The sequence below is a fragment of the Mesorhizobium sp. M7A.F.Ca.CA.001.04.2.1 genome (assembly GCF_003998485.1).
GTDB lineage: Bacteria > Pseudomonadota > Alphaproteobacteria > Rhizobiales > Rhizobiaceae > Mesorhizobium > Mesorhizobium ciceri.
The window spans coordinates 19,019-36,484 of sequence record NZ_RZQT01000064.1 but is presented as its reverse complement, the minus strand read 5'-3'; the positions used below and the strand labels follow the sequence as shown (position 1 = coordinate 36,484).

The 17,466-nt window shown below is 63.3% G+C and carries 18 protein-coding genes; 11 read left to right on the top strand and 7 right to left on the bottom strand.

Features of this window, described 5'->3' with window-relative positions; all coding sequences use genetic code 11:
• Positions 1 to 275 precede the first annotated feature (275 nt).
• Complete coding sequence (ubiA, locus tag EN955_RS20405; protein ID WP_024503590.1) at positions 276 to 1,259, bottom strand: 4-hydroxybenzoate octaprenyltransferase; 984 nt, start codon at positions 1,257 to 1,259, stop codon at positions 276 to 278.
• Positions 1,260 to 1,327: 68 nt separating this feature from the next.
• A complete protein-coding gene (locus tag EN955_RS20400) occupies positions 1,328 to 2,239 on the bottom strand; it encodes a LysR family transcriptional regulator (protein ID WP_024503591.1) in 912 nt (303 codons plus the stop codon).
• An 89-nt stretch (positions 2,240 to 2,328) separates the two neighbouring features.
• Here EN955_RS20400 and EN955_RS20395 point away from each other — a divergent pair, with 89 nt between their 5' ends.
• Both EN955_RS20395 and purD read left to right on the top strand, forming a co-directional pair.
• Positions 2,329 to 3,144 (top strand): phytanoyl-CoA dioxygenase family protein, encoded by an 816-nt coding sequence (locus tag EN955_RS20395; RefSeq protein ID WP_024503592.1) that lies wholly within the window; start codon positions 2,329 to 2,331, stop codon positions 3,142 to 3,144.
• A 151-nt stretch (positions 3,145 to 3,295) separates the two neighbouring features.
• Positions 3,296 to 4,573 (top strand): phosphoribosylamine--glycine ligase, encoded by a 1,278-nt coding sequence (gene purD, locus EN955_RS20390; protein ID WP_024503593.1) that lies wholly within the window; start codon positions 3,296 to 3,298, stop codon positions 4,571 to 4,573.
• Positions 4,574 to 4,586: 13 nt separating this feature from the next.
• On the opposite strand, the gene EN955_RS20385 is transcribed toward purD, so the two are convergent.
• Together EN955_RS20385 and EN955_RS20380 are read right to left on the bottom strand one after the other, a co-directional pair.
• Positions 4,587 to 5,696 carry a glycoside hydrolase family 25 protein gene (locus EN955_RS20385; protein ID WP_024503594.1) on the bottom strand — a complete coding sequence of 370 codons (1,110 nt, stop codon included), beginning with the start codon at positions 5,694 to 5,696 and terminating at the stop codon, positions 4,587 to 4,589.
• A gap of 246 nt (positions 5,697 to 5,942) precedes the next feature.
• A complete protein-coding gene (locus tag EN955_RS20380) occupies positions 5,943 to 6,161 on the bottom strand; it encodes a hypothetical protein (protein WP_013532811.1) in 219 nt (72 codons plus the stop codon).
• A 214-nt stretch (positions 6,162 to 6,375) separates the two neighbouring features.
• Between EN955_RS20380 and EN955_RS20375 the strand changes: the two genes are divergently transcribed.
• A complete protein-coding gene (locus EN955_RS20375) occupies positions 6,376 to 8,145 on the top strand; it encodes an acyl-CoA dehydrogenase (RefSeq protein WP_024503595.1) in 1,770 nt (589 codons plus the stop codon).
• A gap of 19 nt (positions 8,146 to 8,164) precedes the next feature.
• Positions 8,165 to 8,917, top strand: a complete 753-nt coding sequence (locus EN955_RS20370) for a crotonase/enoyl-CoA hydratase family protein (protein WP_024503596.1) — start codon at positions 8,165 to 8,167, stop codon at positions 8,915 to 8,917.
• Positions 8,918 to 8,926: 9 nt separating this feature from the next.
• On the opposite strand, the gene pdxH is transcribed toward EN955_RS20370, so the two are convergent.
• Positions 8,927 to 9,544, bottom strand: a complete 618-nt coding sequence (gene pdxH / locus EN955_RS20365; RefSeq protein ID WP_013532806.1) for a pyridoxamine 5'-phosphate oxidase — start codon at positions 9,542 to 9,544, stop codon at positions 8,927 to 8,929.
• 72 nt (positions 9,545 to 9,616) lie between these two features.
• On the opposite strand from pdxH, the gene EN955_RS20360 reads away from it, so the two are divergent.
• The 4 genes from EN955_RS20360 (at position 9,617) to EN955_RS20345 (ending at position 12,665) form a co-directional block, all read left to right on the top strand.
• A complete protein-coding gene (locus EN955_RS20360) occupies positions 9,617 to 10,078 on the top strand; it encodes an RT0821/Lpp0805 family surface protein (protein WP_024503597.1) in 462 nt (153 codons plus the stop codon).
• Positions 10,079 to 10,178: 100 nt separating this feature from the next.
• Complete coding sequence (locus tag EN955_RS20355; protein WP_024503598.1) at positions 10,179 to 11,108, top strand: J domain-containing protein; 930 nt, start codon at positions 10,179 to 10,181, stop codon at positions 11,106 to 11,108.
• A gap of 106 nt (positions 11,109 to 11,214) precedes the next feature.
• Positions 11,215 to 12,033, top strand: a complete 819-nt coding sequence (gene fabI / locus EN955_RS20350) for an enoyl-ACP reductase FabI (RefSeq protein ID WP_013532803.1) — start codon at positions 11,215 to 11,217, stop codon at positions 12,031 to 12,033.
• A gap of 44 nt (positions 12,034 to 12,077) precedes the next feature.
• The gene (locus EN955_RS20345) at positions 12,078 to 12,665 is read left to right on the top strand and encodes a histidine phosphatase family protein (RefSeq protein ID WP_013532802.1); all 588 of its coding nucleotides are present in this window, start codon (positions 12,078 to 12,080) and stop codon (positions 12,663 to 12,665) included.
• Positions 12,666 to 12,834: 169 nt separating this feature from the next.
• On the opposite strand, the gene EN955_RS20340 is transcribed toward EN955_RS20345, so the two are convergent.
• Entirely contained in the window at positions 12,835 to 13,095 is a 261-nt protein-coding gene (locus EN955_RS20340; RefSeq protein ID WP_013532801.1) for a DUF1344 domain-containing protein, read from the bottom strand.
• A gap of 178 nt (positions 13,096 to 13,273) precedes the next feature.
• Here EN955_RS20340 and aroC point away from each other — a divergent pair, with 178 nt between their 5' ends.
• The 3 genes from aroC (at position 13,274) to EN955_RS20325 (ending at position 16,171) form a co-directional block, all read left to right on the top strand.
• Positions 13,274 to 14,383, top strand: coding sequence for a chorismate synthase (gene aroC, locus EN955_RS20335; RefSeq protein WP_013532800.1), 1,110 nt, complete (start codon positions 13,274 to 13,276; stop codon positions 14,381 to 14,383).
• A gap of 111 nt (positions 14,384 to 14,494) precedes the next feature.
• Positions 14,495 to 15,595: a 3,4-dihydroxy-2-butanone-4-phosphate synthase gene (gene ribB, locus EN955_RS20330; protein ID WP_013532799.1), complete on the top strand. Its 1,101-nt coding sequence runs from the start codon at positions 14,495 to 14,497 to the stop codon at positions 15,593 to 15,595.
• A 33-nt stretch (positions 15,596 to 15,628) separates the two neighbouring features.
• The gene (locus tag EN955_RS20325) at positions 15,629 to 16,171 is read left to right on the top strand and encodes a GNAT family N-acetyltransferase (RefSeq protein WP_024503599.1); all 543 of its coding nucleotides are present in this window, start codon (positions 15,629 to 15,631) and stop codon (positions 16,169 to 16,171) included.
• Between the two features lie 37 nt (positions 16,172 to 16,208).
• Here the strand turns inward: EN955_RS20325 and EN955_RS20320 are convergent, their stop codons facing one another.
• Positions 16,209 to 17,432, bottom strand: a complete 1,224-nt coding sequence (locus EN955_RS20320; protein WP_024503600.1) for an MFS transporter — start codon at positions 17,430 to 17,432, stop codon at positions 16,209 to 16,211.
• Positions 17,433 to 17,466: the final 34 nt, after the last annotated feature.

Genomic DNA, 17,466 nt, shown 5'->3' with positions numbered 1-17,466 from the left:
GAAAAGGAACGCCCGCCAGGACCCATCACCTTCACCCAAGGCCTCAGACGCTTCAACGCCATCGTCGACGGCTTCGTTCTCGCCTCACAAAAATGAACCCGAAGCAAATGTGTGCGCACGCTAGCCCCCTGTGGGAGAAGGTGGCCGAGCGAAGCTCGGTCGGATGAGGGGTGTTCCAGCTTGGCAATGCCGGCGTTCCGTCACGCACCCCTCAACCGTCTTGGCGCTGCGCGCCAATCCACCTTCTCCCACAAGGGGAGAAGGAAGAAGCGCCGCTAAACCAGCGGCTTCAGAGCCACCCACACAGCGCCGCCGATCAGGCCGAGGAAGATCAGCCAGCCGACCTGGTTGTTCGACCTGAACAGCCGTAGGCATTGGTCCGGATTGTCGATATCCAACACGGCGATCTGCCGCACCATATGGGCGCCGGCGGCGATCAGCCCGGCCAGCGCCACCACCGGCGCCTGCGCCGACGCGAAGGCGATGGCGAAGCAGATCAGCGCGCCGCCATAAAGTCCGGCCAGCCAGGCCTTGGTGTTGTCGCCGAACAGGCGTGCCGTCGAGCGCACGCCGACAATGGCGTCATCTTCCTTGTCCTGGTGCGCGTAGATCGTGTCGTAGCCGATCACCCACAGGATCGAGCCGATATAGAGCATGACAGCAGGCCCATCGAGATCGCCGAACTCGACCGCCCATCCCATCAGCGCGCCCCAGGAAAAAGCAAGGCCGAGTACAAGTTGGGGCCAGTTGGTTATCCGCTTCATGAACGGGTAAATGGCTATGACCGCCAGCGAACAGATGCCGAGCAGGACGGCGAAGCTGTTGAACTGGATGAGCACGACAAGGCCGACCAGGGCCTGCAGGACGAGAAACAGCCATGCCCGCCGGCGCGTCGCCTTGCCTGACGGCAGCGGTCGCGAGCGCGTGCGCTCCACCTGGCTGTCGATGTCCTCGTCGACGAGGTCGTTGTAGGTGCAGCCGGCGCCGCGCATGGCGATGGCCCCGACCAGGAAAAGCACGAGATACAAAGGCGCTGGCAGCAGCGAGAGCAGCGGGTCGCCCGGACGCGGATAGGCGCTCGCCGCCAAGGCCGCCGACCACCAGCACGGCCACAGCAGCAGTTGCCAGCCTATCGGCCTGTCCCACCGCGCAAGCTGCGCATAGGGCCATATCGAGCGCGGCAGCACGCGGTAGACCCAATGGCCGTTCGGCGCATCGGCGACACGGCCCTGGGCCGCTTTCGACTGGATGGTTTCCATGCCCATGGAGTGGCAGCAGCGGCGGAAACCGTCAAGCGGCAAGCGGAGACGCGGCGCCCGTCAGCCTTTCACGAGGCAAAGATGTCGCGGGTGGCGAACCAGTCCTTGGCCACCTCGACGAAGGCCAGCGCTGCATTCGACACACGCTGATGCGTGTCATAGGTAAGCAGGATCCGCTGCATGGGCAGCGGATCGGACAGCGGCCTGCAGATGAGCGGCAGCCCGTCATAGCTGCGGTCGCCATGCGGGCGGGTGTAGCTGACCGCAACGCCGAAGCCGTTGGCGACCATGCTCCGTTGCAGTTCGAACGAGCTTGTCGTCATGTCGGCCACAGGCGAAAGGCCGCGGCTGCGGAACAGGTCGAGCATATGCTGCCAGCTGTGCGGCTGGTCGGTGGTGATCAGCGGATAGGCGGCCAGATCGGCAAGGCTGACCGACGGGCGATCCGCCAGGGCATGGCCTGCCGGCAACAGCGCGTGCGGGCGAAGTTCACGCAGCAGGATGCGGGCGAAATGCGTCGGCAGGCTGAGATCATAGGTCAGGCCGAGATCGATGGCCGCGTCACCCAGCCGTCGACCCAGCGTCTCGAACGTCTCGTCGCGAACGACGATCTTGACGGCCGGATAGCGTTCGGAGAAGGCGCGGATCAAAGCCGGCGCGAAGAAAGGCGCCAGATCCTCGAAGCATCCCAGCACCAACTCGCCGCTGACAGCCGATTTGCCTGAACCCAGGCCGATGAGTTCCTCCGTTTCGGTGAGAACCTGCCTTGCCTTGGCCACGACGGCGCGGCCGAACGATGTCGGCGACACGCCGCTTCCCCGCTGGCGGACGAACAGTTTCTGGCCGAAATTCTTTTCGACCGCGTCGATGGCCACCGAGATCGACGGCTGAGAGACGTTCAGCATCTTTGCCGCGCCGGTGACGCTGCCGTGACGCGCCACGGCAACCAGATAGCGTAGCTGCGTGAGAGTCACACTCATAGAGGCACTCTATATGTCAGATCGAAAGTTATTATTTTACCGAATGAATAGATGTTGCGATAGTGGCTTTATTCCAAGAGGAGAACGCCATGGCTTCCCGGACTGCCACCCTCGACGCCACCAGGATCGGCGCGTCCACGATTGCCGACTATCAGCGTGACGGCGCTGTTTGCATTCGCGGCGCCTTCAAGGGCTGGGTCGACACGATTGCCGCCGGCATCGAACGCAACATGCAGAACCGCAGCGCCACCGCATCCGACATAGCCAACGGTCGCGGTAGTTTCTTCGATGACTACTGCAACTGGGAGCGCATCCCCGAATTCGTCAGCCTGGTACGGGACTCACCCGCCGCCGAACTGGCGGCGGCGGTGATGCAGTCGCGCACCGCGCAGTTCTTCCATGATCATGTGCTGGTGAAGGAACCCGGCACGCAGAAGCCGACGCCCTGGCATCAGGACATCCCCTACTATTTCGTCGATGGCCAACAGACGGTGAGCTTCTGGATACCCATCGACCCGGTGAAAGAGGCGACGCTGCGGCTGATCGCCGGCTCGCACAAATGGGACAAGATGATCCTGCCGGTGCGCTGGCTCGACGATAGCAATTTCTATGCCGGCGAGGGCGACTATCTGCCGGTGCCCGATCCCGACAAGGACCCTTCGATGAAGGTGCTCGAATGGGAAATGGAGCCGGGCGACGCCATCCTGTTCGACTTCAGGACCGCGCATGGCGCGCGCGGCAACATGACAGCGGCGCGGCGCCGAGCGCTGTCGCTGCGCTGGGTCGGCGACGATGCGCGCTACATCGAGCGGCCGGGGCGCACCTCGCCGCCCTATCATGGCCACGGCATGCAGCCGGGGCAGAGACTGCGCGAGGATTGGTTTCCTGTCGTCTACCAGCGCTGAGCAGGGTCCAGAACAAGGGTGCTGGTATTCGGCGCCCATATTCGGGGGTAACGTCCCGTGCGCAATTTCCATCAAAACACCCTGATGCCTTGACCCGTCGCCCAGAGAGCAATAGCGGGTGCTCTTCAAGGGTTAGCATCAAGAGGTGGCCATGAACGTTCTTCTTCTCGGCTCCGGCGGCCGCGAACATGCGCTCGCCTGGAAGATCGCCGCATCGCCGCTGCTGACGAAGCTTTATGCCGCCCCCGGCAATCCGGGCATTGGCGGCGAGGCCGAACTGGTCAAGCTCGACATCGCCGATCACGCCGCGGTCACCGCATTCTGCCGGGAGAAAAAAATCGACCTCGTCGTGGTCGGTCCGGAAGGCCCGCTGGTCGCCGGCATTGCCGACGATCTGCGCGCCGAAAATATCCGCGTCTTCGGTCCCTCCAAGGCAGCGGCACAGCTGGAAGGCTCGAAAGGTTTCACCAAGGACCTCTGCGCCCGCTACAACATCCCGACCGCCGCCTATGGCCGTTTCAGTGATCTGGCCTCGGCCAAAGCCTATGTCGAAAAGACCGGGGCGCCGATCGTCATCAAGGCCGACGGGCTCGCTGCCGGCAAGGGCGTCACCGTCGCCATGACGCTCAGTGAAGCACAGGCAGCACTCGATGCCTGCTTCGATGGTTCCTTCGGCGCCGCCGGCGCGGAAGTTGTGGTCGAGGAATTCATGACCGGCGAGGAGGCGAGCTTCTTCTGCCTCTGCGACGGTACCACCGCACTGCCCTTCGGCACCGCGCAGGATCACAAGCGCGTCGGCGACGGCGACACCGGTCCGAACACTGGCGGCATGGGGGCCTATTCGCCGGCACCGGTGATGACGCCGGAACTGGTCGAGCGCACCATGCGTGAGATCATCGAGCCGACCATGCGCGGCATGGCCGAACTGGGCGCGCCTTTCTCCGGCGTGCTGTTTGCCGGGCTGATGATCACCGACAAGGGGCCAAGACTGATCGAATACAACACCCGCTTCGGCGATCCGGAATGCCAGGTGCTGATGATGCGGCTGAAGGATGATCTGCTGGTCCTGCTCAACGCGGCAACCGACGGCCAGTTGGCACATACTTCGGTGCGCTGGCGCGACGAGGCGGCATTGACCGTGGTGATGGCGGCGAGAGGCTATCCCGGCACGCCGGAAAAAGGCTCGGTCATCCGCGGCGTCGAAGACGCGGCAAGCGACGGCGTCCAGATATTCCATGCCGGTACCGCCATCAATGGCGGCGCGCTGGTTGCCAATGGCGGCCGCGTCCTCAACGTCACGGCGACGGGAAGCACGGTCGGCGAGGCGCAGAAACGAGCCTATGCCGCGCTTGACCGCATCGACTGGCCGGACGGGTTCTGCCGCCGCGATATCGGCTGGCAGGCGGTGGCGCGCGAACAGGGAACCTGAAGTCCGCGTTGGCTTACCGCTGGCCGCGGTCGAGTTCGGTGGAAGCGGTGCTGAGCGGATCGGCAACGGCAAAGGCAGCGTCGAGTTGTGCGGGCGAACGCCGCTCGGTCCGCTTCCAGGCGACATATTGGACAATGCCGAAACTCGGTCTCCGGGGCACCGTCTTCACGACCGGCATGCGGAAGCCGTCGCGGAAACGGGACCAGCGTGTGCCCAACGCTGCGACCATGTCCTCGAAAGTCGGCGGCGCGGCCACAGACGCATAGGTGATGGTGACATTGCCGGCGAGGCCGGCCTCGCGTGAAACCGGTAGCGGTATGGAGGCGAGATAGTCCGGCGGCACGTCGATAAGCCCGCCGAACGGCCATTGCGCGCGCAGCGTGGCGGCGTCGGTCGGCGCGACATTGACGTCTATGTCGTTAGGCGTGCCGGCAACCCTGTAAGGGCAGCGGAAACGGCCGCAATTGGCTTGCGCCGAAAACTGCCACAGTGCGTAGCCTTGCCAGTTGCCCATCGCAAAATGCACGTCGATGTCGGACTTATAGCGGGCATACCAGAGCGGCAGCCGCGACAGGAGCCGGTATCGGTAGCTGTTGTCGGCAATGTACTGGGCGGTCTTGCCGTTGGTGTACAGCACCGGGAAACGGCCGATGCGCCGATGCACCTGGCGCACGAACTCCTCGGCATCGTCGAGCGACATCCATTGCGAGGGATCATTGCCCTCAATGTCGAGAGCCATGAGATCGTCTGGTGCGGGCTCGGCGAAATCGAGGAAATTGTTGGCCTGCTCGACCGGATTGCCGGGGCGGGCAAGGTGATAGGCGCCCCATTTCAGGCCGAGTGCCTTGGCCACCACCCGGCGCGTCTGGAACAGTTCGCGCGTCACCGCATGGCGTTTCCACAGCGCCTTGCAAAGCTTCACCTCAATGTCGTTGCCCAGGCAGAAATAGGGCGGCGGCATGCCGTCGGAGGCCTTGTTGATGAAGCCGACGACCCGCTTGTCGGTGGCGAGCTGCGCCCAATCGATGGAATTGTATTCGTAGGCATCGACCACCAAAGCGCGGTCGGCGTTCTTCCAGGGTTCGGAAAAATCCGAAGCCTTTGCCGCCGTGGACAGCGCCATCGTCGCCGCCAAGGCGAGAAGCGCCAGCGCATGTCGCCCAAAAGTGTGCAGCGGTTTTGGGGCAACGACATGCGGAGGAAACAATGGCTTGAAGGGCGTCGGCACGACACTCTTCAAGCGGCGAAGGAGACGCGCCGTCCTTTTCAAAACAGGGAATCCCCGTTGATCAAAGACAAATCCTGAACGGCTATGGTTAAGGAAGTACTTTCGGGGCTGACTTCAGAAAAGCTGGCGACGCATCAGCTGCTAGAATTCAAACGGGTCCGGAGCCGGCTCTTGCCGCAGCGTGCCCTCGGCGGCGCGTTTGCGGTGGTGGGCGAGTGAGCATTGCGGCGAGCATAATATGCCGCGATCCGACCAGTAGGCGGCCCCGTGGTCCAGTCTGCCGCCATGGTAGCAGAACCCCTCCGCTCGATAGGGCAGGCCGCATTCGATGCAGCGATAGGCGTCGGGTCTGGCAAGCATGGGCGGTTCCGGTTGGCTGGTTCTGATCCGTCGCCGGTCGACTTGATCCGGCATGGATTGAACTTAATACGCGCCGCCGCGATTGCAAAATCCGCGTGACAAAATTTGACGTTTACGTAAAAAGAAGATGGGAGAGCGCTGATACGGCGGGTGGTTTTGCAGCGGCGCCGGCTCTAGGGTTGGGCGGGCCGATGCATCAGGAGGAGTGAGCGGCATGTATAGGGCACCGGTCGAGGATATCGCCTTCACGCTCAAGCACGTCGCCGGCATGAAATCGGCGCTCGATGCCGGCAGGTTCGGCGATCTCGGCGATGACCTGGTCGATGCCGTTCTTGGCGAGGCCGGCCGCTTCGCCACTGAAGAGGTCGCACCGCTCTACACGATCGGCGATCGGCAAGGTGCCGTGCTGAAGGACGCTGCCGTCACCACACCGCCCGGCTGGAAGGAACTCTATCGCCGCTGGATCGATGGCGGCTGGAATGCGCTCTCCGGGCCTGAGGAATATGGCGGCCAGGCGCTGCCGACCATGCTTGGCGTTGCCGCGCTCGAAATGTGGAACTCCGCCGCCATGGCCTTCGGCATCGGCCCGACGCTGACCATGGGCGCTGTCGAAGCGCTCGACAAACACGCCTCCACAGACCTCAAGGCAAAGTATCTCGAAAAGCTCGTCTCCGGCGAGTGGATGGGCACGATGAACCTGACCGAGCCGCAAGCCGGTTCGGACCTCGCCGCCTTGCGCGCCCGCGCGGAGCCGGTGGGTGACGGCAGCTACCGCATCTTCGGCCAGAAAATCTTCATCACCTATGGCGAGCACGATTTCACCGACAACATCATCCATCTGGTGCTGGCGCGGCTGCCCGATGCGCCGGCCGGCACGCGCGGCATATCGCTGTTCCTGGTGCCGAAATTCCTGGTCGGCGACGATGGCGCGCTCGGCGCGCGCAACGATGTCTTCTGTTCCGGACTTGAGCACAAGCTCGGCATCCACGCCTCGCCGACCTGCACCATGATCTATGGCGATGGTTTCCAGGGCGCCAAGCCCGGCGCTATCGGCTGGCTGATCGGCGAGGAGAACAAGGGCCTCGCCTGCATGTTCACGATGATGAACAATGCGCGGCTTTGTGTCGGCATGCAGGGGGTAGCGGTCGCGGAAGCCGCAACGCAGAAGGCGATCGCCTATGCCAATGAACGCCGGCAGGGCAAGGCCGCGAGCTACACTGGCACGGGTATGGCGCCTATCGTCCATCACCCCGATGTCCAGCGTAACCTGCTGACCATGAAGGCGCTGACCCAAACCGCGCGCGCCATCAGCTATTCCTGTGCCCACGCCATCGACATGGCCCGTGTCTCCGCCGGTGACGAGGCGGCCCACTGGCGCGACCGCGCCAATCTGCTGACGCCGCTGGCAAAGGCGTTCTCGACCGATATCGGCGTCGAGATTGCCTCACTCGGCCTCCAGGTTCATGGCGGCATGGGCTTCATCGAGGAGACGGGAGCGGCCGCCTTCTATCGTGATGCGCGCATCGCCCCGATCTACGAGGGCACCAACGGCATTCAGGCGATCGATCTGGTGATGCGCAAGCTGCCGCTCGGCGGCGGCGACCATGTGCATGGTTATATCGCCGAACTGGCTGATATGGCCGCAGCGGTGCGGACCTCGAACCTGCAGGGTTTCGGCCGCACCGCCGACGCTCTCGACGCGGCACTTGGCGATCTCAGCGAAGCGACCCGCTTCCTGCAGAAACTGGCGGCCGAAGGCCGGGCGGACGAGGCGCTGGCGGGCGCGACGCCCTATCTCAGGCTGATCTCGCTTGCCGCCGGCGGCGCCTATCTGGCGCGCGGCGCTCTTGCCGATCAAGGCCGTATTCCCCTTTGCCGCTTCTTCGCCGAAAACCTGCTCGGCGAGGTCAGCGCTTTGCGGGCGCGCGTCATCGATGGCGCCGAAAGCCTCGCCGCTGCCGGAAAAACGCTGATTTCCGCCTGACGTTCACAAGGAAAGAACCGTGACAGACCATATCCTCGTCGAGCGCCAGGGCGCCATCCAGATCATCCGCATGAACCGGCCGGACAAGAAGAACGCGCTGACGCGCGCCATGTATGCGAAAATGTCAAAAAGTCTGGCCGAAGGCGACGCCGACCCGGAGATCCGCGTCCATGTCTTTCTCGGCGTGCCCGGCGCCTTCTCCTCAGGCAACGACCTTGCCGACTTCATGGTCATCGCCACCGGCGGTGACGGCGGCACCGAAGTCTGGGACTTCCTGATGGCGCTGGCCAAGGTTGAGAAACCCATGGTCTCCGGCGTCGACGGCATCGCGGTCGGCATCGGCACGACGCTCAACCTGCATTGCGACCTGACCTTCGCCACGCCACGCACCGTGTTCAGGACACCTTTCGTCGACCTTGGCCTGGTGCCTGAGGCGGGATCGAGCCTTTTGGCGCCGCGCATACTGGGCCAGCAAGGCGCTTTCGCGCTGCTCGGCCTCGGCGAAGGCTTTTCGGCTGAACGGGCGAAGGCCGCCGGCCTGATCTACGAGGTGGTCGAGGAAGCAGCACTGGAGGCCTCGGTGCTGGCGGCCGCCGGCCAGATCGCGGCCAAGCCGCCGCAGGCGCTGAAGATCGCGCGCGACCTGATGCGCGGCTCGCGCGACGACCTCGTCGCCCGCATCGGCGAGGAAAGCGAGCATTTTCGCGAGCGCCTGAAGTCCGATGAGGCGCGCGCCGCGCTCACCGCGTTCATGACGAGAAAGAAGGCCTGAGCCTCTTCTTCAGGGATAAAGCCTCGTCTTGTCCCAGGCGCCTTTCGCGTTGCGGCTGAAGACGAGCCGGTCGTGCAGGCGGAACGGCCTGTCGTGCCAGAACTCGATTGTCGTGGGCACGATTCGGAAGCCGGACCAGTGCTTTGGCCGCGGGATCTCGCCGATCGGATAGCGTGCCGTGTATTCGGCCACTGCCTTCTCCAGCGCAAAGCGGCTTTCCAGCGGCCGCGATTGTTTCGAGGCCCATGCGCCGATGCGGCTGCCGCGCGGCCGTGTCGCATAGTAGGCGTCGGCTTCGGCGTCGCTGACGATCTCCACCGGTCCGCGAATGCGTACCTGGCGGCGCAGTGATTTCCAATGGAAACACATCGCCGCCTTCATGCTGCCAAGAATCTCCTGGCCCTTGGCGCTCTCGAAATTCGTGTAGAAGACAAACCCGCTTTCATCGAACCCCTTGAGCAAAACCATGCGCACATCCGGCATGCCGTCGGTATCGACGGTCGCCAGAGCCACGCCGTTGGGGTCGTTCGGCTCGCTTTTCGTGGCGTCGTCCAGCCATGCGGCAAACAGGCGAAACGGCTCGGCAGCCTCGGTAAAGTCACCGCTTGTTAACTCAGTGTCACTCATAGTTTTTCTCAAATTGTCACGTAGATTCTTACAAAGCCAAGATTCTTAACGAAGCAAGGGGGAGGCTGCCGATTGTCGCTTATCGCGCAAGCTTTTGACAGCAGGCAATGGAGCGTTATCGCTTCGGCCAGCGCGAAAGCCGCGATCGTGGCGGTCGCCTTGCCGCTTGCCGCTTGTGGCGCCGGCGGCTTCAGCCTGGAAAAAGCCGAAGTCGACCGCTCGATCCTGACCAGCAGCACATCGGCCTCGGCCGCGCCGGCCAGTCTGGATCGCGACTCCGACCAGACGACGATCGGCAATGCAGTCTCCTCGGCCGACATCGAGCAACTCGGCGGGCAGGCCGTCCCATGGGCCAATGCCGGTACCGGCTCGCGCGGTTCCATCACCGATCTGGCGGAATTGAAGGACAACGGCCAGACCTGCCGCCGCTTCAAGGCCTCGCGCGAAAGCTTTGACGGCGTTGCCATGTTCGAAGGCGAACTGTGCCTGGCCAGCGCCGGCGGCTGGCGCATGCGGGACTTCAAGGCGCTCTGATTTTCCGCGTCTGATATGCGGCTCCAGCACTGGAATTTCTTCCTATGGGAGCGCATATAAGAGGCAACCAGAGACTCAACTCTTCTCCAGGGCAGTAAGCATGCGCGACCCCTATGAGGTGCTGGGCGTTGCCAGGAACGCATCGGCCAAAGACATAAAGTCGGCGTACCGGAAACTCGCCAAAAAGCATCATCCGGACCAGAATCCGAATGATCCAAAGGCGAAGGACCGTTTCGCCGCAGCCAACCAGGCCTACGAGATCGTCGGCGACGAAAAGAATCGCGCCGCTTTCGATCGCGGCGAGATCGACGCTGACGGCAAGCCGCGATTCCAGGGCTTTGAGGGCGCTGCCGGTGGCGGCGATCCGTTTGGCGGCTTTCGCCGGCAGCAAGGTCCGGGCGGCTCGCGGTTCGAATTCCGCTCCGGTCGACCCGGTGGCGATCCGTTCGACGGCAACAGCGACATCTTCAGCCAGATTTTTGGCGACACTTTTTCCGGCGCGCGCGGTCCCGGCATGGGCGATCGCCGCCAGCAGGCGACCGCTGCCGATCTGAACGTGACGCTCGACGTCACCATCGAGGAAGCGGCGACCGCTGAAAAGGTGACGGCGATGTTCCCCGACGGCCGCAAGGTGGCGGTCAAGCTGCCGGCCTATGTCGAGGATGGCCAGACCATCCGCCTCAAGGGCCAAGGCGAGCAGGGGCCGGGCCAGCCAGGCGACGCGCTGGTCAAGATCCATCTACGCCGGCATCCACGCTACCGCATCGAAGGCCGCGACCTGCACGCCGATCTGCCGGTGGCACTGGCGGATGCCGTGCTCGGCGCCAAGGTGCCTGTCGAGACGCCGACCGGCAGGCTCGCGGTCAACATTCCGGCCTGGTCGAGCTCCGACAAGGTCCTGCGGCTGAAGGGCAGAGGCCTGCCGGAAAAGGCCGGCGGTCACGGCGATCTCTACGCTCATGTGCGTATCATGCTGCCGGAAGGCGGTGACAGCGCGCTCGAAGCGCTGTTGCGCAGCCAAAAAGGCTGATCGGCGGCTTTTGTCCCCTGAACTGTCCGTTTTGAGCGCTTGAAGGGGCTCTGTGCCTGTGCGATAGGGCAACCCACAAAGCTGAAATCTTGCGGAGAGCGCTCACATGGCGGGTGGACAGGGCCTAATGGCCGGCAAGCGCGGCCTCATTCTTGGCGTCGCCAACAATAGGTCGATCGCTTATGGCATCGCCAAGGCCTGCGTCGATCATGGCGCCGAGATAGCGCTGACCTATCAGGGCGAGGCGTTCAAGAAGCGTGTCGAGCCGCTGGCGGCGGAACTGGGCGCCTTTGTCGCCGGCCATTGCGACGTCACCGATCCGGCGAGCCTGGATGAGGTTTTCGCCAATGTCGCCAAACATTGGGGCAAGCTTGATTTCCTCGTCCACGCCATTGCCTTCTCCGACAAGGATGAGCTGACTGGCCGCTATGTCGAGACGTCACGCGACAATTTCCTGCGCACAATGGACATTTCGGTCTATTCCTTCACCACCATCGCCAAGCGCGCCGAGGCGCTGATGACCGATGGCGGCTCACTGCTGACGCTGACCTACTACGGCGCCGAAAAGGTGATGCCGCACTACAACGTCATGGGTGTCGCCAAGGCGGCGCTCGAGGCCAGCGTGCGCTACCTGGCGGTCGATCTCGGCGCCAAGAAGATCCGCGTCAACGCCATTTCGGCTGGCCCGATCAAGACCCTTGCCGCTTCCGGCATCGGCGATTTCCGCTACATCCTGAAGTGGAACGAGTACAATTCGCCGCTGAAGCAGACGGTGACGCAGGAGGAAGTCGGCGATTCCGGCGTCTATTTCCTGTCCGATCTGTCGCGCGGCGTCACCGGTGAAGTGCACCACGTCGATTCGGGCTACCACGTCGTCGGCATGAAGGCGGTCGACGCGCCTGATATTTCGACGGTCAAGGACTAGCACCCCCCAACCGTCGTCCGTCCCGATCCGCACCGGAAGACCTGATGTACCCGCTGGTTTATATCGCGCGCCACGGCCAGACCGCGTGGAACGCCGAAATGCGGCTTCAGGGGCAGGCTGACACCGATCTCAATGCTCTTGGCCGCGAACAGGCGACCGGCAACGGGCTTCGGCTAGCTGCGTTGGTTCCAGATCCCTGGGAATTCGACTTCGTCGCCAGTCCGATGAAACGGACGCGCGAAACGATGCAGCGTATTCGCGCCGCGATGAAGCTGGATCCGGATGCCTATCGAACCGATCCGCGCCTCGTCGAGGTCAATTTCGGCGATTGGCAGGGATTTACCTTTCCCGAGCTGGAGACGCGGTATCCCGGAGCAAGCGGGACGCGTGCTCTGGACAAGTGGAACTTCCAGCCGCCCGGCGAAGGCGCCGAGAGCTATCAGATGCTGCTCGAACGGGTGAGGCCATGCTTCGACGCGATCGAACGCCAGACGATATGCGTGACCCATGGCGGCGTCATGCGCACCTTGTTTCGTTTCGTTCTGGGATTGGCCGAGGACGAGGCAGCGAACCTGGAAATACCGCAGGATCGCCTGCTCAAGCTCGAAGGCAAGAGTCTGGAGTGGCTTTAATGCATGTCGCCCAAAAGTGGCCCCGGTTTTGGGAGAACGACATACATAAAACAAAGACCTAAAGCGGGTCGCCTGAAATCCGTTCAGACGCAACACGCTCTAGGCCATTTCGCAGGCGGCTCGGCGAAAGCTGAACCGCAAACGCTGCATTCAATTGAGGTTGGAAGCTCTAGTTGGCTGAGCTGTCCGGCAGTTCCATGTCGGTGATGACGTTTTCGCCATTGGTCACATCGTAGGCGATGACGATGTCCATGCCCGGCTTCAGCGCGTCGAGATCGGTCTCTGCGTTCAGCTTGTAGGACTTGCCGTCATCCAGCGTCAGCGTCGCCGTGTCCTTGTCGATCTTCTTGATCAGGCCTTCGGTCTGGCCGGCGAAAGCGGCGGTGGAAAGCAGCAGCGTGGCGGCAACGGCGCTAATCAGGGTACGCATAATCGTTCCTCTTTATCATTGCACCGGCATGGCGGCGGGCTGTTCAACAGCGGATGGAGCAGAGCAGAAACCAACCGAATGTGTCAAAACTAAATCCGCCAGATCACAGTTTGACCCCTGTGAAAAACGCCAATAGAACGCAATCTTCAGCCGGCTCCGATGCCGGGCAGGGTATTTCATGTCTCACAACACGTTCGGCCACCTTTTCCGCGTCACCACCTGGGGCGAAAGCCATGGCCCGTCGCTCGGCTGCGTGGTTGACGGCTGTCCGCCCGGCATCCGCTTTACGCGCGACGAGATCCAGGCCGAACTCGACAAGCGCCGTCCGGGACAGTCACGTTTCGTGACGCAGCGTCGCGAACCAGATGAAGTGAAGGTGCTGTCAGGTTTCATCCTCGACGAGGACGGCGAGACGATGATCACCACCGGCACGCCGGTGTCGATGCTGATCGAGAATGTCGACCAGCGTTCAAAGGATTATGGCGAGATCGCCCGCCAGTACCGGCCCGGCCATGCCGACTACACCTATGACGTCAAATACGGGGTGCGCGATTATCGTGGCGGCGGCCGCTCCTCGGCCCGCGAGACGGCAGCCAGAGTGGCGGCCGGTGCCTTGGCGCGCAAGGTGGTGCCCGGCGTGGTGGTGCGCGGTGCGCTGGTGTCGATGGGCGAGAAATCCATCGATCGCGCCAACTGGAACTGGAATTTCATCGGCGATGCGGAAAATCCGTTCTTCACCCCCGATCCGGCTTCCGTTCCTGTCTTCACGCAGTATCTCGACGGCATCCGCAAGGCGGGCTCCTCGGTCGGTGCGGTGATCGAGATCGTCGCCGACGGCGTTCCACCGGGCCTCGGCGCGCCGATCTATGCCAAGCTCGACCAGGACATCGCCTCCGGCCTGATGTCGATCAACGCGGTCAAGGGCGTCGAGATCGGCAACGGCTTCGAGGCCGCCCGCATCACCGGCGAGCAGAATGCCGACGAGATGCGCATCGGCAATGACGGCAAGCCGGTGTTCCTGTCCAACAATGCCGGCGGCATCCTCGGCGGCATCTCGACCGGCCAGGCAATCGTCGCCCGTTTCGCCGTCAAGCCGACCTCGTCGATCCTGACCCCGCGAAAGTCGATCGATAAGGACGGCAAGGACGTCGAGATCATGACCAAGGGCCGCCACGATCCATGCGTCGGCATCCGCGCCGTGCCGATCGGCGAGGCAATGGTTGCCTGTGCGATCGCCGATCATTATCTGCGGCATCGGGGACAGACGGGGAGGGGAATAGGGGAATAGGGGAATAGGGGAATATGTTGCGCTCTTAGCCCGGCCGGCCAAATCTTTTTGCTTTTCCCTACTCCCTTACTGCCCTACTCCCTTATTCCCCTGCGAGCAAAGCGAGCACTTATGCCTTACGACCAGAAGAAAATCGTCGAAGCCCTGCGTGCTTTCGAACGCGGCGAGATCGTCGTCGTCATGGATGATGACGGGCGCGAGAACGAGGGCGACCTGATCGTCGCCGCTGTCCACTGCACGCCCGAAAAGATGGCGTTCATCGTTCGCCACACCTCCGGCATCGTCTGTACGCCGATGCCGCGCGAAGAAGCCAAGCGGCTGAACCTTGCCCCCATGGTCGCCGACAACGATTCCGCCCACACCACCGCTTTCACCGTCAGCGTCGATTTCAAGCATGGCACCACGACCGGCATCTCGGCCGAAGATCGCACTTTGACCGTTCGCAATCTTGCCAACGGCAATGTCGGTGGCTCGGATTTCGTCCGGCCCGGCCACATCTTTCCGCTGATTGCGCGCGAAGGCGGCGTGCTGATGCGCTCAGGCCATACCGAAGCAGCGGTCGATCTGTGCAAGCTCGCCGGCCTGCCGCCGGTTGGCGTCATTTCCGAGCTGGTCAATGATGACGGCACCGTCAAGCGCGGTCCGCAGGTGCAGGCTTTCGCCGAGGAGCATGGCCTCAAGCAGGTTTCGGTCGCCGACCTCATCGCCTACCGGCAGCGCAAGGAAACGCTGGTCGAACGCGTCGCCTGCTCGGAAATCGACACGCTCGGCGGCAAGGCACAGGTCTTCACCTACACGCTGCCGTGGGACTCCATGCATCACGTCGCCATCGTCTTCGGCGACATTCGTGACGGCGAGGACGTGCCGGTGCGTCTGCATTCCGAGGATGTGGTGACCGATGTCTTCGGCACCAGCCACCGGCTCGACGCCATCATGAAGACAATGGGCGAGCGCAGGCGCGGTGTCATCGTCTATCTCAGAGAAGGCTCCGTCGGCGTTGCGCATCAGGAGCGCAAGCGGCCGGCAAGCGGCGACCGCGAGGATCACGAAGAGGCGCGCCGCCGCGAAAACGAGTGGCGCGAGATCGGGCTAGGCGCCCAGATACTCAAGGATCTCGGCATCTCCTCGATCAACCTGATCGCCTCGCGCGAACGCCACTATGTCGGCCTCGAAGGTTTTGGCATCCACATCGCCAAGACCGAGATCCTCTGAGCCTCCCGCCGATCCGGTTGCCGGAGAAGACGGATGAATGCGTCTCTGCCTTCCAGCCAACGCAGCGAGCGGCTTTTGCTGCGCCGCCCAGAAGAGGCTGATCTGGATTTCCTGATCGACCTCTTTTCGCGCCGGGAGCTTGTTGCTCATCGTCCGGACCCTGTCCCGGATACAGCCCAGCAGAGCGCCGCGCGGCTGACGCGCGACATCGGTCATTGGGACAAGCACGGCTTTGGCCGCTGGGCGGTCGAGGCGGATGAAAAGCTGGTCGGCTTCGGCGGCGTCACGGTATCGGCGGATTTCGACGGTCTGAACCTGTCCTATCATCTTCATCCGGCGAGCTGGGGACATGGCTATGCCACGGAATTGGTGACGGAAGCACTGCGCACCGCGTTCGGCCCCTTGCGTGCCGATCGGGTTGTCGGCATCGTCCGCCCCGCCAATCCGGCTTCGCGACGGGTGCTGGAGAAATGTGGCTTCGTCTTCGAAAAAGAGGTGATGCTGCACGGGGCGCCAACGATAGTTTTGGCATTGGCGCACCCAAGAAGAGTCAATATTTCAGGCCCGGCCGCCTAGAGCGGCGCGCCCGGCCTAAGGCCCGGGCGCGCCGGAACTATTCCGCAGCAATCGCGGCTGCTTCGCATCCGTCCATCTCGCACTCAGCCGTGGCAAGGCTGCGCTGGCCAAGCAGCACCGTGGCCAGCGCGATCGTGCCTGAAGCCACAGAGACCCAGAACCCGTTCTGGGCACCGAACGCATCGACCACCGCGCCGGCCGCGAACGAGCCGAGCGCCATGCCGATGCCGATGCCGGTCATGACCCAGGTAATGCCTTCGGTCAGCATCGCCTCCGGCACATGCCGCTCGATCAGGCCGAAGGCGGTGATGAAGGTCGGCGAGATCGCCACGCCGCTGATGAACACGGTCAGCGCCAGCAGTGGCACGGTGTCGGCGGTGAGCGGCAACAGCGTGCCGAGCGCGACGAGGGCGACCGCGATGGCCAACTGGCGTTGCAGCGGCGCCTTCAGGCTGAGCGCGCCGACGATGATGCCGAGCACGAACGATCCCAGCGCGTAAACGCCGATGACAAGGCTGGCGGCGCCGGGCTGGCCAAGCTCCTTGGTGATCGCCACGGTGCTGACTTCCGTCGTCGCGAAGGTCGCGCCGATGAAGATCAGGGCGAAGGTGATGATCTGAACCGCCCGCAGGCGGATCGCCGAGCCGCTTGAGCCATGGTCCACCGGCCGCACTTGCGGCTCCGTCGAGCGTTGCAGGATGAAGGCCGCTGATCCGAATGCGAGAAATAATGTGCTCACCAGAACGCCGGCTTCCGGGAACAGGGCAGCACTGAGACCGACCGATAGCGATGCCCCGGCGATATAGACCAGTTCATCGGCCGCGGACTCGAAGGCGAATGCGGTGTTCATCTGCGGCCGTCCGCGGAAAATCTCTGTCCAGCGCGCCCGCACCATCGCCGGCATGCTTGGCATGGCCGCGGCCAGTAGGGCCGACACGAACAGCGTCCACACCGGCCAGTCCTGGTTGGCCGCCGCTATCAGGACGGCGAAAGCCAGCACCGCGATGATGGTGGTGGGCACGACGATTTGTGTCTGGCCCAGGCGGTCCACCAATCTCGATATCTGCGGCGCAACGAAAGCGTTGGCCAGAGCGTATGTTGCCGAGACGGCTCCGGCCAGCCAGTATTCGCCACGCGTCTGCGACAGCATCGCCACGATGCCGATGGGCGCCATGGCGATCGGCAGGCGCGCCATGAATCCGGCGGCCGCAAAGCCCTTGGCTCCGGGGGCACGAAAGATTTCCGCATAGGGATTTTGCATGGGTGGTTCCTCGACAAAGGACGATTCGGCAATT

Excerpts from the sequence above, each read along its gene's own strand:
- purD (WP_024503593.1), top strand. The coding sequence starts at position 3,296 with ATGAACGTTCTTCTTCTCGGCTCCGGCGGCCGCGAACATGCGCTCGCC.
- EN955_RS20395 (WP_024503592.1), top strand. The coding sequence starts at position 2,329 with ATGGCTTCCCGGACTGCCACCCTCGACGCCACCAGGATCGGCGCGTCC.
- ubiA (WP_024503590.1), bottom strand. The coding sequence starts at position 1,259 with ATGGAAACCATCCAGTCGAAAGCGGCCCAGGGCCGTGTCGCCGATGCG.
- EN955_RS20320 (WP_024503600.1), bottom strand. The coding sequence starts at position 17,432 with ATGCAAAATCCCTATGCGGAAATCTTTCGTGCCCCCGGAGCCAAGGGC.
- EN955_RS20340 (WP_013532801.1), bottom strand. The coding sequence starts at position 13,095 with ATGCGTACCCTGATTAGCGCCGTTGCCGCCACGCTGCTGCTTTCCACC.
- EN955_RS20380 (WP_013532811.1), bottom strand. The coding sequence starts at position 6,161 with ATGCTTGCCAGACCCGACGCCTATCGCTGCATCGAATGCGGCCTGCCC.
- EN955_RS20345 (WP_013532802.1), top strand. The coding sequence starts at position 12,078 with ATGTACCCGCTGGTTTATATCGCGCGCCACGGCCAGACCGCGTGGAAC.
- EN955_RS20325 (WP_024503599.1), top strand. The coding sequence starts at position 15,629 with ATGAATGCGTCTCTGCCTTCCAGCCAACGCAGCGAGCGGCTTTTGCTG.
- EN955_RS20385 (WP_024503594.1), bottom strand. The coding sequence starts at position 5,696 with ATGGCGCTGTCCACGGCGGCAAAGGCTTCGGATTTTTCCGAACCCTGG.
- fabI (WP_013532803.1), top strand. The coding sequence starts at position 11,215 with ATGGCGGGTGGACAGGGCCTAATGGCCGGCAAGCGCGGCCTCATTCTT.
- EN955_RS20355 (WP_024503598.1), top strand. The coding sequence starts at position 10,179 with ATGCGCGACCCCTATGAGGTGCTGGGCGTTGCCAGGAACGCATCGGCC.
- EN955_RS20400 (WP_024503591.1), bottom strand. The coding sequence starts at position 2,239 with ATGAGTGTGACTCTCACGCAGCTACGCTATCTGGTTGCCGTGGCGCGT.
- pdxH (WP_013532806.1), bottom strand. The coding sequence starts at position 9,544 with ATGAGTGACACTGAGTTAACAAGCGGTGACTTTACCGAGGCTGCCGAG.
- aroC (WP_013532800.1), top strand. The coding sequence starts at position 13,274 with ATGTCTCACAACACGTTCGGCCACCTTTTCCGCGTCACCACCTGGGGC.
- EN955_RS20375 (WP_024503595.1), top strand. The coding sequence starts at position 6,376 with ATGTATAGGGCACCGGTCGAGGATATCGCCTTCACGCTCAAGCACGTC.
- ribB (WP_013532799.1), top strand. The coding sequence starts at position 14,495 with ATGCCTTACGACCAGAAGAAAATCGTCGAAGCCCTGCGTGCTTTCGAA.